The organism is Alicyclobacillus acidocaldarius subsp. acidocaldarius Tc-4-1, assembly GCF_000219875.1.
In the GTDB taxonomy this organism is placed as follows: domain Bacteria; phylum Bacillota; class Bacilli; order Alicyclobacillales; family Alicyclobacillaceae; genus Alicyclobacillus; species Alicyclobacillus acidocaldarius_A.
The window spans coordinates 994257-1011103 of sequence record NC_017167.1 but is presented as its reverse complement, the minus strand read 5'-3'; the positions used below and the strand labels follow the sequence as shown (position 1 = coordinate 1011103).

At 64.0% G+C, this 16847-nt stretch carries 19 protein-coding genes; 6 read left to right on the top strand and 13 right to left on the bottom strand.

Annotated features, from left to right (window positions below; all coding sequences use genetic code 11):
- Positions 1-114: 114 nt before the first annotated feature.
- Genes TC41_RS16740 through TC41_RS04580 form a run of 3 tightly spaced genes read right to left on the bottom strand, consistent with a single transcriptional unit; the run spans position 115 to position 1701 of the window.
- Entirely contained in the window at positions 115-387 is a 273-nt protein-coding gene (locus TC41_RS16740) for a hypothetical protein (protein ID WP_014463847.1), read from the bottom strand.
- Positions 384-1157 carry a hypothetical protein gene (locus TC41_RS04585; protein ID WP_014463846.1) on the bottom strand — a complete coding sequence of 258 codons (774 nt, stop codon included), beginning with the start codon at positions 1155-1157 and terminating at the stop codon, positions 384-386. Before TC41_RS04585 ends, TC41_RS16740 begins: the two co-directional genes overlap by 4 nt.
- Complete coding sequence (locus tag TC41_RS04580; protein ID WP_014463845.1) at positions 1144-1701, bottom strand: sigma-70 family RNA polymerase sigma factor; 558 nt, start codon at positions 1699-1701, stop codon at positions 1144-1146. Before TC41_RS04580 ends, TC41_RS04585 begins: the two co-directional genes overlap by 14 nt.
- Before the next feature lie 201 nt (positions 1702-1902).
- Between TC41_RS04580 and TC41_RS04575 the strand changes: the two genes are divergently transcribed.
- Positions 1903-2976, top strand: a complete 1074-nt coding sequence (locus TC41_RS04575; protein ID WP_014463844.1) for a quinone-dependent dihydroorotate dehydrogenase — start codon at positions 1903-1905, stop codon at positions 2974-2976.
- Positions 2977-3019: 43 nt separating this feature from the next.
- On the opposite strand, the gene fabI is transcribed toward TC41_RS04575, so the two are convergent.
- Positions 3020-3802: an enoyl-ACP reductase FabI gene (gene fabI, locus TC41_RS04570; RefSeq protein ID WP_014463843.1), complete on the bottom strand. Its 783-nt coding sequence runs from the start codon at positions 3800-3802 to the stop codon at positions 3020-3022.
- Between the two features lie 187 nt (positions 3803-3989).
- Between fabI and TC41_RS04565 the strand changes: the two genes are divergently transcribed.
- Positions 3990-4604, top strand: a complete 615-nt coding sequence (locus TC41_RS04565; RefSeq protein ID WP_041695045.1) for a superoxide dismutase — start codon at positions 3990-3992, stop codon at positions 4602-4604.
- Positions 4605-4716: 112 nt separating this feature from the next.
- Positions 4717-6048, top strand: coding sequence for a beta-aspartyl-peptidase (gene iadA, locus TC41_RS04560; RefSeq protein WP_041695044.1), 1332 nt, complete (start codon positions 4717-4719; stop codon positions 6046-6048).
- 20 nt (positions 6049-6068) lie between these two features.
- On the opposite strand, the gene folE is transcribed toward iadA, so the two are convergent.
- Both folE and TC41_RS04550 read right to left on the bottom strand, forming a co-directional pair.
- Entirely contained in the window at positions 6069-6632 is a 564-nt protein-coding gene (folE, locus tag TC41_RS04555; RefSeq protein WP_374952864.1) for a GTP cyclohydrolase I FolE, read from the bottom strand.
- 120 nt (positions 6633-6752) lie between these two features.
- Complete coding sequence (locus tag TC41_RS04550; RefSeq protein WP_041695042.1) at positions 6753-7937, bottom strand: hypothetical protein; 1185 nt, start codon at positions 7935-7937, stop codon at positions 6753-6755.
- Between the two features lie 65 nt (positions 7938-8002).
- On the opposite strand from TC41_RS04550, the gene TC41_RS04545 reads away from it, so the two are divergent.
- Both TC41_RS04545 and TC41_RS16735 read left to right on the top strand, forming a co-directional pair.
- Positions 8003-8770: an SGNH/GDSL hydrolase family protein gene (locus TC41_RS04545; RefSeq protein ID WP_237700033.1), complete on the top strand. Its 768-nt coding sequence runs from the start codon at positions 8003-8005 to the stop codon at positions 8768-8770.
- A 7-nt stretch (positions 8771-8777) separates the two neighbouring features.
- Entirely contained in the window at positions 8778-9032 is a 255-nt protein-coding gene (locus TC41_RS16735) for a hypothetical protein (RefSeq protein WP_014463837.1), read from the top strand.
- Here the strand turns inward: TC41_RS16735 and TC41_RS04535 are convergent.
- The 3 genes from TC41_RS04535 to TC41_RS04530 form a co-directional block, all read right to left on the bottom strand.
- Positions 9000-10508 carry a recombinase family protein gene (locus TC41_RS04535; RefSeq protein ID WP_014463836.1) on the bottom strand — a complete coding sequence of 503 codons (1509 nt, stop codon included), beginning with the start codon at positions 10506-10508 and terminating at the stop codon, positions 9000-9002. The genes TC41_RS16735 and TC41_RS04535 overlap by 33 nt on opposite strands.
- Positions 10508-10663, bottom strand: coding sequence for a hypothetical protein (locus tag TC41_RS16540; RefSeq protein ID WP_193352817.1), 156 nt, complete (start codon positions 10661-10663; stop codon positions 10508-10510). The genes TC41_RS04535 and TC41_RS16540 overlap by 1 nt, the downstream gene beginning before the upstream one ends.
- A 72-nt stretch (positions 10664-10735) precedes the next feature.
- Positions 10736-11368, bottom strand: a complete 633-nt coding sequence (locus TC41_RS04530) for a DedA family protein (RefSeq protein ID WP_014463834.1) — start codon at positions 11366-11368, stop codon at positions 10736-10738.
- Positions 11369-11411: 43 nt separating this feature from the next.
- Between TC41_RS04530 and TC41_RS04525 the strand changes: the two genes are divergently transcribed.
- Positions 11412-11951, top strand: coding sequence for a sigma-70 family RNA polymerase sigma factor (locus TC41_RS04525; RefSeq protein ID WP_014463833.1), 540 nt, complete (start codon positions 11412-11414; stop codon positions 11949-11951).
- Positions 11952-11987: 36 nt separating this feature from the next.
- Here the strand turns inward: TC41_RS04525 and TC41_RS04520 are convergent, their stop codons facing one another.
- The 4 genes from TC41_RS04520 to TC41_RS04510 form a co-directional block, all read right to left on the bottom strand.
- Complete coding sequence (locus tag TC41_RS04520) at positions 11988-12932, bottom strand: S1C family serine protease (RefSeq protein WP_237700032.1); 945 nt, start codon at positions 12930-12932, stop codon at positions 11988-11990.
- Entirely contained in the window at positions 12848-13222 is a 375-nt protein-coding gene (locus tag TC41_RS16730; protein ID WP_237700031.1) for a hypothetical protein, read from the bottom strand. Before TC41_RS16730 ends, TC41_RS04520 begins: the two co-directional genes overlap by 85 nt.
- A 75-nt stretch (positions 13223-13297) precedes the next feature.
- Complete coding sequence (locus TC41_RS04515; RefSeq protein WP_014463831.1) at positions 13298-15244, bottom strand: dynamin family protein; 1947 nt, start codon at positions 15242-15244, stop codon at positions 13298-13300.
- Positions 15237-16742 carry a dynamin family protein gene (locus TC41_RS04510; protein ID WP_041695039.1) on the bottom strand — a complete coding sequence of 502 codons (1506 nt, stop codon included), beginning with the start codon at positions 16740-16742 and terminating at the stop codon, positions 15237-15239. The genes TC41_RS04515 and TC41_RS04510 overlap by 8 nt, the downstream gene beginning before the upstream one ends.
- Between the last annotated feature and the right edge of the window lie 105 nt (positions 16743-16847).

The following is a 16847-nucleotide window of genomic DNA, read 5'->3' as shown; positions in this document are numbered from 1 at the left end:
TCCCCCCAGCGAGCCTCGGGGCAAGTCGCCCTCGTTCGTTCCGCATCCAGTGTACTGAGCACGTCTCTGAAACGCAATGGCAGCCGGGTGGCTCAGCGGATCCGGCGAACCCGCTTAACCTTGGGGCACCAGTGGAGCGTCCACCAGGACAACATGACACACGCGGCTGAAAAAGTCGGTTCCCTTCGTCGACAACACGCGAAACTCCACGCGCACGCGTTCCCCTGGTTTCAGCACCGTGGGCCACGAGACGCCCGGCAACTCCGGCGTCACGTGAAACAGGAACCGGACCGCCGATGGACTGAAAAAGGTGTCTGACGTGCCTTCAGAAAACCAGATGACCGCCCGCTCGTCGGCGAGATGGACGTCTCGAGATGCGCGGTTCACGAGTGTAGCGTACACGTCCGCGGACTGCCACGTTGCACCTGGTCCACCCGCCACCGGGAGCACCTGAACATCCTCCACGCGAACCGGCGCCTCTTTCCACACAAGATTGGCAGCGTCAGCGGAAGCGGGCCGGCTGTAAAAAACCGAAGATGGGGAATCTCCGCAAGCGCCTGCGACGAACCAGCATGGGGTCCGGACGGATGAAATCCCCAGGTCACCGTCTGCCCCGGCTTCAATCCTTGAGCAGGCGCGTTGACGAAGGTCAGCCAGTTCTCATCACCACCGCCCGGCGGCGTGAACCAGAGCACGCCCATCACGTCGGGCTCATACAGCGTCTCATTCGAGGTGTTTCGCAGTTCAGCCAGCACACACGAGTCGACGGGTTCGCCTGGCAAGGTGCCGATGCGTACGTTGAGCACCTGAATCGGCGCGTACGCGAGTCCGAACCCTCGAACCACGGTGTGGACAAGGACATGGGAGTGAACAGACGGTCTCGACGTCTGGTCACCCCTCATCCATTGGAGCGGCGTTTTCGGCCACGCCACCACAAGGCACAAAAGTGCCACGGCCACGCTCGCCACCCACAGCGCAGCCGAGGACATCAGGCGGTTGCTCTTGCGCGTTGCCGGGCGAGGCGAAGATTTTCCCTGGGCGGACGCCGCTGCCCGGAGCACGCGCGCCTTCAGTTCCTCTCGGAACGGCACAGGCTCGCGTTCTCGATAGGCGCGCCGGATCCTCGCCTCCAGCTCGTCATCGTCACGCGTGGTCAACGCCCATCCCTCCTTGCTCGGCGAGCGCTCGCTCGAGCATCTGCCGCCCGCGGTGCAGGCGCGTCCTCACCGTCTGATCGCGAATCCCCAGGACCTGTGCGACTTCATGCGTCGTGAGATCGTTTCCGTAATACAGTTCCATCACCTCGCGATACGTTTCCGGCAGCGCCCGGATAGCCCGCCACACGGCATCGCGTGCCAACTTGTCCGCGACCACGTCGGCCGGATCGCACGGTTCGATTTCCCGAGCGAAGGCTTCACCTTCGTCGGCGAACTCGCGCCGTTCAGCGCCGGATCGAAGGACGTCCCGCGCGCGGTTGGCCGTAATGGACAAAAGCCACGTCTTGACGGACGATTGACCCTGAAATTCTCCATAGTGCTGCCACGCGCGCAGGAACACATCCTGAGCGATGTCTTCAGCCTTGTGAAAGTTGTGGACATACGAGTACGCCAGCCGGATCACGTCGCCGCCGTATAACTCCATCCACTCGGCGAGCAGCGCCGCGTCCTCCGCCGGCGTTTCCTTGCGACGCGCGTGCCTCATGCTCCAACCCCTTCAAATCTGGGTCCATTGAGTAGACGGACGAGGGACCGCTTGTGTGACAGCGCTCTGCGGCCGGGGCGCCTCCCGCGGATTTTGATCGGTGAGGTGAACTCCAGGCGCCTCGATGCGTCGCCGTGCATCCCGCTTGCGATCATGGTACACTTGCGAACGACAATCGTCCGGCACAACGAGGGGGAGCGTATGTATTCCGCTGTCCGATCCATCCTATTTCGCCTGTCGGCGGAACGGGCGCACGAATGGACGCTCGCGGCACTTCGCCGCGTCCCGGCCGCCGCAGGGTGGTTTGGCCCGCGCGTCCAAGCGTCCGACCGCCTGTCGCAGACGGTGCTCGGCCTTCCGTTTCCGCATCCCATCGGACTGGCAGCGGGGCTCGACAAGAACGGCGTCGCGATTCCGGCTTGGTACCGGATGGGCTTCTCCTTTGTCGAAATCGGCACGGTGACGCCGAGACCTCAGCCGGGAAACCCCAAGCCCCGCCTCTTCCGCCTCATTCAGGACGAGGCGCTGATCAACCGAATGGGATTCAACAACGAGGGGGCCGCGGCCGTCGCCAGGCGTCTTGCCCGGGTGCGGGAGGCCAGCACAGGCGGCATTCTGGGCATCAATATCGGAAAGAACAAAGACACCCCCAATGCCATCGCGCATGAGGACTACCGCGCGGCACTCGAGCAAGTGGCGCCCTTCGCCGACTATTTGACCATCAACGTGAGTTCGCCGAACACCCCGGGGCTGCGCGAGCTCCAGTCGGAGGCTTTCATTCTAGACCTGTTACACGCCATCGAGCCCATACGGAGCCAGTATCGTCTGTCGATCTGGGTCAAGCTGGCCCCGGACCTTCCCAACGACGAGATCGAGCGCATCGTGGACGCGTTGGCCACGTCGCCGTTTCGGGAACACCTGGGGCTCATCTGCACCAACACCACGGTCCAGCGGCCGCCGCTTTCCGGGCCGAATCGAGACGAGGCGGGGGGTCTGAGCGGACGCCCACTGGCGGCGCGATCGACCGAAGTGGTGCGCATCGCGGCGCGAGCGGCGCAGCGACGGGTGCCCATCATGGGATCCGGCGGCGTGTTCACCGCGGAAGACGCGTACGAGAAAATCCGGAACGGCGCTTCGCTCGTGCAGATCTACACGGCCCTCATCTACCGAGGGCCAGCCGTGGTGGGGGAACTCGTCCGCGGGCTCGACGCGCTCCTTGCCCGCGACGGGTTCGCCAGCATCGCAGACGCGGTGGGGGTAGACATCGAGGAATGAGAGGCGTGGGCGTGCGGGGAGTCGCGATCCCCGCACGAATCCGTCAAATGCCGACAATGTGATAGCCACCGTCGACGTGAATGACTTCGCCTGTCACGCCGCGGGCGAGATCGCTCAAGAGGAACGCGGTCACGTCGCCGACCTCTTCGGCGGTGATGTTCCGCTTGAGGGGGGCGCGCTCCTCGACGGCATGCAGCACCTCGTTAAAGCCGCGGACGCCCTTCGCGGCCAGCGTGCGAATGGGCCCCGCCGAGATGGCGTTCACCCGGATGGCGTTTGGGCCGAGATCGCGCGCCAGATACCGCACCGAAGCCTCGAGGGCGGCCTTCGCCACGCCCATCACGTTGTAATTGGGAACCGCGCGCTCAGCTCCCAAATAGCTCATGGTGACGATGCTGCCGCCGCGCTTCATGAGCGGGCGCACAGCGCGCGCGACAGCAACGAGGCTATAGGCGCTCGTCTCGAGGGCGAGATCGAAGCCCTCGCGCGGCGTATCGACAAACTCCCCCTGGAGATCCTCGACGCGCGCATGCGCGATGGAGTGGACCAGCCCATCGAGGCAGTCGGTCTCGCGCGCAATCTGGGCAAACGCCTCCTCAAGCGAAGCCTCGTCCTGCACGTCGCACCGGACGATGAGTGGCATCTCGCCACCAAACGCGTCCTGACACAGCCGCTCCAATTCGCGGCCGGCGCGGTCGCTTCGATAGGTGAAGATGAGCTTCCCGCCCAACCGGCGGACCGATTCAGCCACCGCCCACGCGATGGAGCGGCGATTGGCGACGCCCATCACGGCGATGGTCTTGCCTTCCAGAAGGTGCAACCTCATCTCCCTTTCCTGCTACGACATCTCCATTCATGTATACCATCCCTGCGTGCGCTCCGTAAACTGGACGCGCGACGTGCAGGCGGCGCGGCACGAAGATCCTCAGATTTCCTCCTCATCTGGAATTGTGGACAGACATGCGCTACAATGGGAGCGGATCATGAAAATTCGTAAGGAGGTTGAGCTGCGCATGCCACATCAACTCCCACCGCTTCCTTATGCGTATGATGCGCTCGAGCCGCACATCGACGCGGCGACCATGAATGTTCACTACAATGGCCACCACGCGGCGTACGTCAACAACCTGAACAAGGCGCTTGAGGGCCATCCGGATCTCGAATCCAAGACCGTGGAACAACTCATCAGCAACCTGGACGCCGTTCCGGAGGACATCCGCACCGCGGTTCGCAACAACGGCGGCGGTCACGCCAACCACAGCCTGTTCTGGCCGCTTCTCTCGCCAAACGGCGGCGGCGAGCCGACCGGCAAGCTGGCGGACGCTATCCGGGAGACGTTCGGCAGCTTTGAGTCCTTCAAGGAACAGTTCACGCAGGTCGCCACGGCTCGCTTCGGAAGCGGCTGGGCCTGGCTCGTCCTCGACAACGGCAAACTCGCCCTGATGAGCACCGCGAACCAGGACAACCCCCTCATGGAGGGCAAGAAGCCCATCCTCGGCCTCGACGTATGGGAGCACGCGTACTACCTGAAGTACCAGAACCGCCGTCCGGAATACATCAAAGCCTGGTGGAACGTCGTGAACTGGGATCAGGCCAACAAGAATTACGAGGCCGCGCTGAACGGCTGAAGCGGCTCGCAGAACCGCCCCAAGCGGGGCGGTTTTTTTGACGCAAAGGTGCGCATAGCCCTCCATGATATGGAATATCCTACCATGGAGCGTTCTCGACGAGGAGGTTGCTATGGCACCGCTGACCTTATTGAAGCGCGCGCACGTCTACGCGCCGGACGATCTCGGCATCCGGGACATCCTCCTTGCCGGTCGGCAGATTGCTGCCATCGAGCGCGACTTGCAGCTCACCGGCAACGTGCCCATCGACGTGATCGATCTCGACGGCCGGCCTACCTTCCCGGGCCTCATCGACCAGCACGTGCACATGGCGGGCGGCGGAGGCGAAGGCGGATTCCACTATCGGACGCCCGAGATCCCCCTGTCCCATATCACAGTCGCGGGCGTCACGACGGCCGTGGGCGTGCTAGGCACCGACGGCGTCACGAGAAGCACCCGAGAACTTCTCGCGAAGGCCTTCGCGCTGGACTTCGAAGGCATCACCACGTATATCTACAGCGGCGCCTATCAGGTCCCCACCCGGACGCTGACAGGGATGCCGAGGTCCGATCTCGTCCTGATTGAGAAAGTCATCGGGGTCGGAGAAATTGCCATCGCCGATTCGCGCTCGAGCCATCCCGACGAGAACGAGATTGCCGAACTGGTCTCGGAGGCGTACGTAGGTGGGCTGTTAGCGGGTAAGGCGGGCGTGGTTCACTTTCACATGGGCGACGAAGACGACCACCTGGATCTCTTGATCCGCGTCGCCAAGCGCACCGGCTTGCCCCGCTCCACCTTCGTGCCGACCCACCTGAATCGGAACCCAGGGCTTCTGGAGGCAAGCATCGAATGGGGCAAGCGCTACGGCATGTGCGACATCACGAGCGGCATTCGCCCGGACGCGCACGATCACGTCTCCGTCAAGCCTTCGAAAGCCATCGTGAAGTTGCTTGACGGGGGCGTGGAGCCGCATGTCATCACGATGAGTTCAGACTCCAACGGCTCTTCGCCCATCTTCGACGAGCGAGGCAAACTTGTGGCCGTCGGCATTGGCAGCATCGCGACACTGTGGGAGGAAACGGTCGATCTCATCCGGGAAGAGCACCTTCCCGCCTCCCTCGCCGTTTCGTTTGTGACGGCAAATGTCGCGCGGCTGCTCAAGCTTCGGCACAAGGGCCGATTGAGGGCCGGCTGCGACGCCGACCTCATCGTGTGCGACGACCAGTTTCGCATCGAGCGCGTCTACGCGAAAGGACGGCTCATGGTGGAAGGCGGAAAGCCCGTGGTGTTTGGGACATTCGAGGACGCGGGACGCGTGCCGGGATCGCCCGGGTCGAAGCCTGAATCGGGGCACGCAGGGGAACGCGTGGAGCGCGCGGCGCTCGGCCCCTCTTCCGACGACGAGGACGACTTTCCCAATCGCGACGAGCGCCAGAGTCGCTCCCGCAGGCGCCATCACTGCTAATTGAGGGGCCGAACGCGAGGTCACACGCCGAGGCGGATGAGATGCAGGACCTCTTCGCGCAGCCGCGTGTCCTCGTCGTATTTGCCGCGCGCGGCAATGGTCGTGGTGCGACTGCCTGGCTTGCGAATGCCGCGCATGCTCATGCACAGGTGTTCCGCGTCGATCACGACGAGCACGCCTTCCGCCTGGAGCGCATCCGACAGAGCGTCCGCAATCTCGTTGGTCATGCGTTCCTGGACTTGAGGCTTCTTGGCCACGACGTCCACGAGCCGTGCGAGCTTGGACAGCCCCGTCACGACGTTGTTATGCGGAAGATAGGCCACGTGCGCCGTTCCGAAAAACGGAAGCAAGTGGTGCTCGCACATCGAATAAAAGGGGATGTCCCGCACCAACACCACTTCGCCGTGTTCGACGTGGAACCGAGCCGACAATTCCTCCTGGGGATCTCGATGGAGCCCCGAAAAGATCTCCTGATACATGCGTGCCACCCGAGCCGGCGTGTCCACCAGTCCCTCCCGATCCGGGTCTTCTCCAATCGCCTCCAGGATCATGCGGACCGCCTGTTCAATCCGCGCCGTATCCATCGGCTTGTCCATGTGCAAAGACGCGTGTGCGCGCTCCGAGTCCACGCGAGATGTCGCCACACCTTTTCCTCCTCAAGTCGCCGCCCGAGAAGCCCGCAGCCCACCGTCAGGCGGCCGCCATCAGGCGGGCGGGCAATCGATACCACTGTCGCGAAACTGGACGGTATTGTACAATCCGCCCCACGTCTTCACCTGGCTGACATAGGGGGCGGCTGGGCAGCCGGCGTAATACGCGATGTAGCCGCGGATGTTCGTGCCGTTCACCATAGGGCGATTGCCTGCGATGGGCGCGATGGCGATAAAACACGGCAGCTCGACGGTATGGAGATCATACGTCACGTACTGCCACTGATTTACATAGAAGGCCGGCTGCAGGCGAGCCGAGACGCTTTTCACACCTGCGACGAACCCCTGGATGAACGACTGGAACTCCGCCGCCGTCGACGCAGGATTATTGTATCCCTCCGGATCCAAAATCACAAAGTCGGGTCTGCGCGAGCCGGGATACGCCTCGATTTGAGAGGCGGCGTAGGCTCCGGCCTGGTAGCCGGCCTCGTAGAATGTGCTCCTAGCCGCCGGCCAACTCACCGTCCAGAAGGAGAGCCACCACGCGGGATGGTTGGTGGCCGCGAACGCCCGCGCAATGTTCACGTCAGGCTGCGATGCGATGACCCGCGTGTAGGGAGCGGTCTCGGTGCCAAGCCCTGCCGTGGTGGCGACGCCCGGCCATCCCTGCTGAAACGCCTGCAGCACCTCCTGCTCGGTCGCAAACGCCGCGTACAGGCCGACCGACGGCGTAGACACGCTGGGAGACGGGTCGGCCGCTTGCGAAACCGAGACGCCCACCACGTGCGGTGAACTCCCGGTCACGCACACGCGCTGTGGAACCTCCTGCGCCGGCAGCGAAGGATAGCCGCGCGGAAACGCGCCGTGCACGGCGTAATACGACAGCATCACGGCGAGCGTGAGGCTGTCGAGGGCCGTGTAACCGGCCGCGTTGACAAACGCGTTGGCCCGCGCCGCCTGAATGCCCTGTCCCGCGGGCTCGGCGGTGAAGGGCGTGTGCCCCGCCGGCATGGCCGCCGGATTTGACCAACCACACGGGTTGTAGTAAAGCGCATAGAGCGCCGCTCCGCCGACCGCGATGACGAGCGTGGTGTCGTCCGCGCATTTGGACCACGCGGTTTGAAAATCACCGGTGCACTGGCTGTACGGAATGCCAGCGACGTCGGCCGCGGCATAACACTTGACGAGATCGCCCTGGGTCGCGGCGTACAAGAGCACTTGTTCGGGCCGTACGGTCACGTTCTCCTCTCCTCACGCACCAAATGTGGCAAAGACCCACTCGTTTTGCGCGGCGTCAGCATGGAATGAAGTTGCGATGGTTCATTGTATGCCGACGCCCCTTTCGCTTGCGGGCGCTGGCCAGGGAGTGGATGAGCGTGATCGTGCTCCATTTGGGCGACTCCATCGCGTACGGGGAGCGCGCGTCTCGGCCTACCCGCGCCTATCCCCAGGTGGCAGCGCGTGCGCTTGCGGCCGAGGTGCGCGCGCCGGTGGAAACGCGCGTCGTCGCGCAGCCTGGATGGACAAGTGCGGATCTCGCGGCTTCCGTGGAGGCGGACAAACAGGCACTTGCGAGCGCAGACGTAGCCGCCGTCCTGGTTGGCGGGGACGATCTCGTCCAGGCGGCCGTCACCGCTCCCTCCGAAGGCCACCTGCACCGCCAGCTTCGCGCAGCTTACCAGCGCTATGCAGGCGATCTCGCCTTCATCGCGGCCTCCTGCCGCTGGCACGGCGTGCCGCTCGTGTTGTGCACGCTGTACAATCCCTTTCCGCACTCGCCTCTCGCCGCGTCCGCCATTCGAGGCTTGAACGGCGTTGTGACCCGCGTGGGCGCCCGCTTGGGCGCCTTCATCGCTCCGGTGGATGCGTGGTTCGCAGGCCGAGAGCCGCTCCTCATCGCGGGATACCGCACAGGCCGCCTCGACGACGTCCTCGCGGGCGGCCGCGCGCCGGTGCATCCGAACGATCTCGGCCATCAGGTGATTGGGCTTGGACTGGCCGCGTACATCTCACCCCTTGCGGCCATGCGACATAGGCTAGGAAGCACGGGCGTTTGGCACAGTCGGAGGTGAGTCCCCGTTGTTCAAGCATTCCCTGCTCTCCGGATCGGCCGACGACTTTGTGCTGGCGTCGAGCTTTGCCAGCCAGTCATTTCCGCAGCCGTTGTCCAAGGAGGACGAGGCCAAGTACTTTGAACTCTGGCGAAAATATCGGGACAAACAGGCGCACGATATCCTCGTCGAGCACAACCTCCGCCTGGTCGCTCACGTCGCCAACGTGTCGTCGACGCCGAGACCCGAATCATCCCGAATCATCACTCATCCGGGCGACTAGCGTGAGGACAATCTCGCCGCCCGAGGCGTCGATCTCGACGCGTGACACCGCCGCCTCGAGCCACAACCTCCGCAACTCGACACCTTCGTGCGTTTCAAGCGCCGCCCAGAGCGCCTCCCGCGCCTCCAACCGATGTCGCCGCGCATGGCACATCCGACAGGCCTCGGCGCGCCCCTCTCGCAGGCGCCGAGCCTCCTCCGCCATCGCGCGCAGGGCCTCGCTCCGGTCCAGATAACCACGCAGATATAACTCCCTCGCGCGATGCCGCCGCTCTGCCGCGGCGCGCATCTCTCTGCGGAGGCGCGCCACGTCCTCCATCAGCGGGTCACCCGGGCTCGCGCCAGCCGTGATGTCCTCCTTCGTGATCCAAGCGCGCATGCGCCGCACCAGCTCGCGCCACACCGCCTGCTCAATCTCGTCTGCGGGTACCCGCGCACAGCCATACGCGCAAGGGTCGGTCCCTCGCTCCCCCGGCGGGCGCCGAAACTTGCGCACGATCCCGCCTGCCGTCCGACATGCCTCGTGCCGCCATGCGCGTTGACAGTGCGCGCACACGAGTTTGCCCGATAAAAACGTGTGCATCGACGTTGAACCGCCTCGCGGACCGCCCTGCTTGCGCAGCTCGACCGAGCGCGCGAGCTCCGGACTGACTACGGCCGGTACCGACACGGCAATCCATTCGCTTGGATCCCGCACTGCCACGACCTGCCGGCCTCGGCCGCGGCGGGCGCCTCTCACGCCGTGCCGTTTGGACGTGCGCCTGCGGTTGTAATACCAAGTACCTTGATATACAGGGTTTTCGAGGATCCTCGCCACCGTGCTGTGGTGCCAGCGCGCCGCCTGGCGCGTCTTCGTCGGCACCCCCATGGCCTCGAGCCGCTCGGCGATGGCCCGAAGGCTCAGGCCGTCGATCCCGTACCATTGATAGATGAGCCGGACGACTTCGGCCTCCTCGGGTACCACGACGTACCGCCCGTCCTCGTAGCGATAGCCGTACGGATCCACCCCGGATGGCATCACTCGGCCGCCCCGAACCGCCTTCAGTTTTCCCGCCAGCGTGCGCCGCCGAATTTGCCGGAGTTCATACTCGGCGATGCTCGAGATGACGTGGAAGAGAAGCACCGCTTCGTCGGACTCATCCCAGTTCGGCACATCGACGAAGTGGAGCTTCACACCGCACGCGGATAACTCCCGCACCACAATCGCCTTGTCGGCCACGTTGCGCGACAGGCGGTCGGGATGTTTCACGACGACGCGATCGACAAGCCCGCGCCGCACGTCGTCGAGGAGTCGCATCAGCTCCGGTCGGTCCATGTCCTCGCCCGATCCACCCGCTTCCTCGTAGAGGCGGATGTCGCGCGGAGCCACCCCAAGGGACAGGGCGTACTGCACGCACGCCTCCCGCTGGACCTCAAGCCCATGCCCAGCCTGCGCCTGGTGTTCGGTCGACACGCGCGTGTAGATGGCGGTCCACATCAGGCGCCACCCCCGGAGGTCGAATGTCCCGTATGCCTGAGCGTGTCGGACATCGCCAGCCACGTCTGCGCCCACAGGCGCGCAAGTCGAGCAGGATCCGGCTCGGTCATCTCACCTGCTGCCCAACGCCAGATCACGCGAATAGGCCGCTGCACGAAGAACACCCCCCACTCGCATGTATGCGGATGGAGAGATGTCCTACGACAGCGGCCCGTTCGAGCGCGAGATCAGCGCTCGGCACCGTCCCCTTTGGCATTCGGCGCCGACCCATGCATCTTTTTACGCTCCCACCTGCGAAACGCGATGAAAAGCGCCACGAGGATGGCGGCGAGGAGGGCAGCCAGCCAGAGGTGATGCTTGAGGAACGGCCAGTAGCGGCTCACTTCTTCGCCAATGTACTTCCCTGCGATGATGAAGGCGCCCGACCACACGACGGCGGCGATGGTGTTCACAATGAAAAACTTCGCGGGATTCATGCGATTGATGCCCGCTAGGTACGGCACGATGATGCGCACGCCCGCGATAAACTTGGCGATGAAAATCACGGCCAACTCGTAGCGCTGGAAGCGCTCGTTGACCATGTCGAGCTTCTGGTCCGTGATCCCGACGTACTTGCCGAAGTACAACACGACCGGGCGTCCCAGAAACCAGCCGATGAAGAAGGCCACGGCAGAGCCGAAGAGGTTGCCGAGGCACCCCATCAACCAAAGAGGAACCAGATGAAACACGCCCTTGGACCATTCGATCCCGGCGAGTGTCAGCGTCGTCTCAGCCGGAAACGGAAATCCAATGGCCTCGACGAAGATGATGAAAAAGACGCCCGCATAGCCGTAGTGCTGAATGATCTCCTGGAAATGCACACACTCGCCTCCACGATGGCCCAACCGCGGCGATGTCGACGACGTGAAGAAGTTTGATACGTCCGGGATCGATCAGGATGACCTGATTTCCATCGGCACGGTCGGCTTGATTAAAGCTGTGGACACGTATCAGCCGTCCAAAGGGACCAAATTCGCGACCTACGCGGCGCGATGCATCCAAAACGAGATTCTGATGCAACTGCGCGCCCAGCGAAAGTCGCGCAAGGACGTCTCCCTGTACAGCCCCATCGGGACGGATAAGGAGGGGAACGAGATCACCATCGGCGATATCCTGTTTTCCGAGAGCGACTCCACGGAGGACGAAGTGTCTCGCCGGATGGAACTCAACACCATGCGCCAATTGCTCGACGTCCTCGACGAGCGCGAGCGCAAGGTGATTGAACTCCGGTTTGGCCTCGCCGACGGGCGCGAGTGGACCCAGAATGAGGTGGCCGACTCGCTCGACATCTCCCGCTCCTACGTGTCGCGACTGGAAAAACGAGCGCTGCTCAAGATGTTTCACCAGTCGCACGTCGCCAAGGAGCGCAAGCAGGCCATTCGCAACGCTCGCCTTCAACCGTAACTTCAGCCGTAAGGACGACCCGCACGGCCGTCCGGTTCACGGATTTTGCCCGGACGGCCACGTCCCTAGCGTCACGCGCACATGAAGGGTCTTCCCACCGCGCAGCACCGTCAGGACCACCGTCTGGCCCGGATCGTCCTGGTTGATGTACTGGGTCAACTGCTCAATGCTCGACACCGACTTGCCGTCGATCCCGATGATGATGTCGCCGTTGCCCTTCAATGCGGCGTAGGGATTGGCCGACTGGCTCAGGCTGTTGAGCTTCGCCGCGTTGGAATCCCCGCGCAACCCCGCCTTGGCCGCAGGGCCGCCCTGGGCCACCTCGGTCACGTACACGCCCGATGAAACGGGCAGATGGAGCGCCTGCTGCATCAAGCTGTCGATGTCCATGCCCTCAATGCCGAGCCACGCGTGGGCAATCGGCTTGCCCGAGAGCAACTCCGGCTCCAACTGGATAAAGCGGTCGATGGGAATGGCAAATCCGATGCCGATGGATCCTTCGATGGGGCTCTCAATCAGCGTGTTGATGCCCACGACCTGTCCGGCCGCGTTCAGAAGCGGTCCGCCCGAATTTCCCGGGTTGAGCGGCGCGTCCGTCTGGATCATTCCGTTCATGACGTGGCCGTTGGACTCGGACATCGACCGGTTCAGCCCGCTTACGATGCCGGAGCTCACGCTGGAGGTGAGCTCGAACGGATTCCCAATCGCAATGACCAGACTGCCAGGCTGAAGAGATTTCACCGACCCAAGCGGCAGCGGCTGCAGCGACTTCGGCGCAGGGATGCGCACAATGGCGAGATCGTCGAGTTGATCCGCGTCGATCACGCGGCCCACGAATTGCCGATTGTCACCAGACACCTGCACGGTGGTGGCTGAACCCACGACGTGTGCGTTGGTCAGGAGATCGCCATTGTGATCGATGAGAAAGCCGGTGCCGATATCTTCTTCGGCGTCGCTCGACGTCGGTTTGCCGCCGGACACGGCCGTGATGGTGAAGATGCTGTTTTTACACGATTGTAAATCTGCGTCACGATGGTCGTGTCCTCGACGCCAGGGATGGGCGTGAGCGCACCGGATGTGCTCGTGGTGTTGCCCGTCTGAGGAGGGATGTACTCCACGGTCGTCTGGGAACGACCGCGCGTAAGCGCCGCGCCTGTCCAGATGCCGAGGATGTAGGAGATGGCGAGGAGCGCGATCCCGCCCGCAAGCCACATGCCCCACCGCCTGTTCTCGCTCGGCCAATCCTCGTACTCCCAACGTCGACGCCGCATGGACAATCTCCCCCTTGGCAGGCTTTCTCGCTACTCCATTCTAACCATCCAGCACGTGGGCGACAAACCGAATCTTCAAGCGCTCATTCCTTCAGCAGACCGGAGCGATGCGAGGATGGCAGCAAGCCGATCCCGTTCGGCCGGATCGACGGGCTCGTCCAGATGAGCGGACAACGCATCGAGGGAAGCGGCGAGATCGCGATAAAATGCGCGCAACGACTCGACCAGAGCGACTTCGGCCCGCTTGGCCAAGCGCCCGCCGCTCTCATCTAGCTTCCTCTTCACCTGCTCCATCACGGCGGGCATCGCCGCGTCCATCATCGCCGTTTGCCCGCCCTCCTCGAAGAACTGCTTGGCGGAGCGAAAGTGACGGAAGTGCGGATGAAGCACGCGGTCATCGAAGGCGACGGCCTCGTCTGCTGCGTCCAAATCCAGCGATACGTCGGGATCCCGGATCGGGACGGCGTGGACAGGCCATTCTTCCACGAGCCGCGCGGCCTCTTGGGCCGCTGCCTTGACGGCCAGTTGCTCCGCGCGGAGGGCGAAGGTCCGAAGCTCAATCTCGAGGCGACGGCCGATGGCCTCCGCAAACTCGCGCGCGGCTTCGCGAAGCTTGTCCTGCGGATTTCCGAGGCGGAAACGGCCGGGATGAAACGCCTCCCGGAACATGTCGCGATACGCGAAACGCACGCGCTCGCCAGCGTGGAACAAAAGCTCGTGCAACTCCCGCTGAAGAGGCGGTACGGCCCGCGCCTCGACGGACGTCGCCGCCTCGTCCACCAGCCCGCGGGCACGAGCCATCTCCGACCGCTGTCCGTCGCGCGCGGCTTCGTCGTTCGTGATGGCCAGCGTCACCTTTTCGAGGGCAGCTTCCACGTCGCGCACCAGGGCTTGGCGAGTCCGCTCGACGAGATCCAGCGCCAGCCGATCTGCCTCGCGCGTGCAGTAATCCACCAGGTCCGCTTCCAGCGCAGCGAGACCTGCGCGACGCTCGAGATGGGCGATGGCTTCAGCGGTCGGCTCGAAATCACTTCGGCCTAGACGAGCGCGCGCAATCTCGAGCGCCACCTCGTCGTGGGGATCTGCAGCAAGCGCCCGGGCCGCGAGCGCGAGCTGCGCCGACACCGGGTACACCCGTGGCTCGCGCACGCCGAGCCTGCGCTCGTCCTGCTTCACTCGCTCCAGCACAGCGTCGAGTTCTTCACGGCTTTCGGCGAGATCGACCGCGTTCACGACCGAAAACAGCTTGTTCGTTCCTGCGACATCCTGCACACCCGACAGCTGCAGCAGAAATTCCCGATCCGCCTGGCTGAACGCGTGCGTGTAGTACATCACGAAGACAATCGCGTCCGCCTCGCGCATGTAATGAAACGCGACGTTCGTATGACGGCGGTGGATGGAGTCAACACCGGGTGTGTCCACGAAGATGAAACCGCGTTTGCCAAGCGGCGAATCAGCCCACACATCCACCTGGCTGACGTACGCCGCGCGCTTCTCGTCGGCGGAAAAATCGCGGAGCTCTTCGAGTGAAGCCTCCCACTGCTCGCCGATGCGGGTCCCCATGTCCGGATAGCCCTCCGCGAGCACCTTCAAGAAGCGGATGTGGCGCCTCAGGTGAATGGGAAACTTGGCGGGCGAAAGGCCCGAAGCCACGCGAATCGCGTCTTCCAGATCGGAAGCGGACAGTGAAAGCGCGTCGAGCAGAGCCCGCACGTCCTGCCAGAGTTCGTCGCGAGACTTGGCCGTAATGCGCACAGACGTGCCGCGCCCGCCGCCAGGATGAATACTCGTGATGGCCGCCGTCGTGGGCTGCGGGGATACGGCGAGAAGCGGCCGACCCAGAAGCGCGTTCAAAAGCGACGACTTTCCTGCCGAAAACGCGCCGAACACCGCGATGGTGGTCGCCTTCTGCTCCAGCCGCTCGATGGCGCGGTCGAGCGGCCGCAGATCCACCCCCTCGACGTCGGCAACGAGCGAGCGCATCTCGCGAAGGCGCGATAGCGCGCGATCCTGTTCACTCACCGCGCGGCACCTCCCCTTGCGTCACCGCTGCGAGCGCGCTCTCGTACTCTTCCCCAAGCTCCACGTAGCTTCGCAGCACCTGACACGAGCGTTCGGCGGCGTCCCGCTCGGGGGCCCGCCTCTGCTCTTCCGTCTGCATTCGCTCCTCGACCGCTGCCGCAAGCGCCTCCGCAATCTCTTGAACCTGAGCTCGCATGTCGCGGCGCACCCGGTCCTGCACATCCCGGATGAACTGATGCCCGTACTCCGCGGAGACGAGCGATCCCGGCTTCACGCACGCCTGAACGTACGCCGCGTCGACAGGTACGCGGAGTCCCTGACACCGCTCGATGAGCCGCTCTTCTGCGGCCGCCTGCAGGCCCACCTCGCGGATCTGCTGGGCCATCTCGGCGGAGAGCGGTCGCGTGAGGAAGTTCTCCACCTTCTCGGCGAGATCGTCCACAAACGCCAGCAACCTGGCTTCGCGCTCCGCCTCGGTTTTCTTCGCAGATCGAAACATGCCCACTTTAAAGTCGGCGCGCAGGCTGTCGACGTACCGCCGCCCCTTTTCCGCCGTGTCGTAGGGCGCGATTTGGGCGAGATCGACCGCCCGGAGCCAGCCGTCTCTCAGCGTTTCAACGAGCGCCTTCAGGCGCTGTCTCTGCTCCGCTTCCTCCTGCGCAAGCGCCTCGGCGCGGCGCTTGGCGTCCCAAAGCCACTCGCGGGCCTCGTCCAGGGTCTGCGGCGCGCGACCAAGGACCTCCTCGACGGCCTTCGTCCGCTTTTCCCATTCGAACTCGTAACAGGCGCTCACACCCTCCCGGGCCACCTCGATCAGCCTGCGGATCATCGGCTCGCCATCCGTGCCGAGCGCGGCTTCGGCGGTTGCGACGAGAAACACACGCAGCTCGTCCAGTTGGCTGTGCGCCGAAGGCCTAACGGCCGTGAAAAACACCCGCGACGCATCCACACCGTAGTCAGCGGCGAGCTCGCGCACGCTCTCGGCGAACGCTTCAAATGGCAGTTCCGCCTCGAGGTGCTTGTCGACCTGGTGCACGATCAAAAGGAGTGGCTTGTCGCTCGCGGTGAACATCTGGAGCAACTCGAGATTCGCGTCGGCCTCGACGTGTTGGTAGTCGGTCACGATCGCGACGAGATCAGCCTGATACAGCGCATTCATGGTGGCTTCTCGGTGCCGCTCGTCCGTCGAATCGATGCCCGGCGTGTCAAGCAGCCGCAGCGTGCCGCCTTCGACTTCCACCTCGACGGCCTCCACCTCAGCCGTGGTCGGATTGGCGCCGGTCCTCAGGCGCTTGCCTGCCAGCGCGCCGACGAGGCTTGATTTTCCCGCGGAAAACAGCCCGCAGAAGGCTGCCGTGTAGGTGGTGACGGCCTCGCTGTCCGCCAGGATGCTGCGGATGCGGTCCGCATATCGAGACGCGCCCTTCGCCTCGAGCCAATCGGCCACCTCAAGGAACCGCTGCGCGAAGCGGGGCGCGGTCGTGCTCACACTCGACATCGCGGCTCTCCTCTCTCGCTGAAGTTCTCCAACCATGATACGTGAAATCCTCGCCATCTGCACGATGGCCCACACCTGCCCGCGCGTTTCCAGTTCAATACCCGG

Coding starts and splice junctions, on each gene's coding strand:
- TC41_RS04580 (WP_014463845.1), bottom strand. CDS start 1,701: ATGAGGCACGCGCGTCGCAAGGAAACGCCGGCGGAGGACGCGGCGCTG.
- TC41_RS04575 (WP_014463844.1), top strand. CDS start 1,903: ATGTATTCCGCTGTCCGATCCATCCTATTTCGCCTGTCGGCGGAACGG.
- fabI (WP_014463843.1), bottom strand. CDS start 3,802: ATGAGGTTGCACCTTCTGGAAGGCAAGACCATCGCCGTGATGGGCGTC.
- TC41_RS04565 (WP_041695045.1), top strand. CDS start 3,990: ATGCCACATCAACTCCCACCGCTTCCTTATGCGTATGATGCGCTCGAG.
- iadA (WP_041695044.1), top strand. CDS start 4,717: ATGGCACCGCTGACCTTATTGAAGCGCGCGCACGTCTACGCGCCGGAC.
- folE (WP_374952864.1), bottom strand. CDS start 6,632: ATGGATACGGCGCGGATTGAACAGGCGGTCCGCATGATCCTGGAGGCG.
- TC41_RS04545 (WP_237700033.1), top strand. CDS start 8,003: ATGAAGTTGCGATGGTTCATTGTATGCCGACGCCCCTTTCGCTTGCGG.
- TC41_RS04535 (WP_014463836.1), bottom strand. CDS start 10,508: ATGTGGACCGCCATCTACACGCGCGTGTCGACCGAACACCAGGCGCAG.
- TC41_RS16730 (WP_237700031.1), bottom strand. CDS start 13,222: ATGCGGCGTCGACGTTGGGAGTACGAGGATTGGCCGAGCGAGAACAGG.
- TC41_RS04510 (WP_041695039.1), bottom strand. CDS start 16,742: ATGTCGAGTGTGAGCACGACCGCGCCCCGCTTCGCGCAGCGGTTCCTT.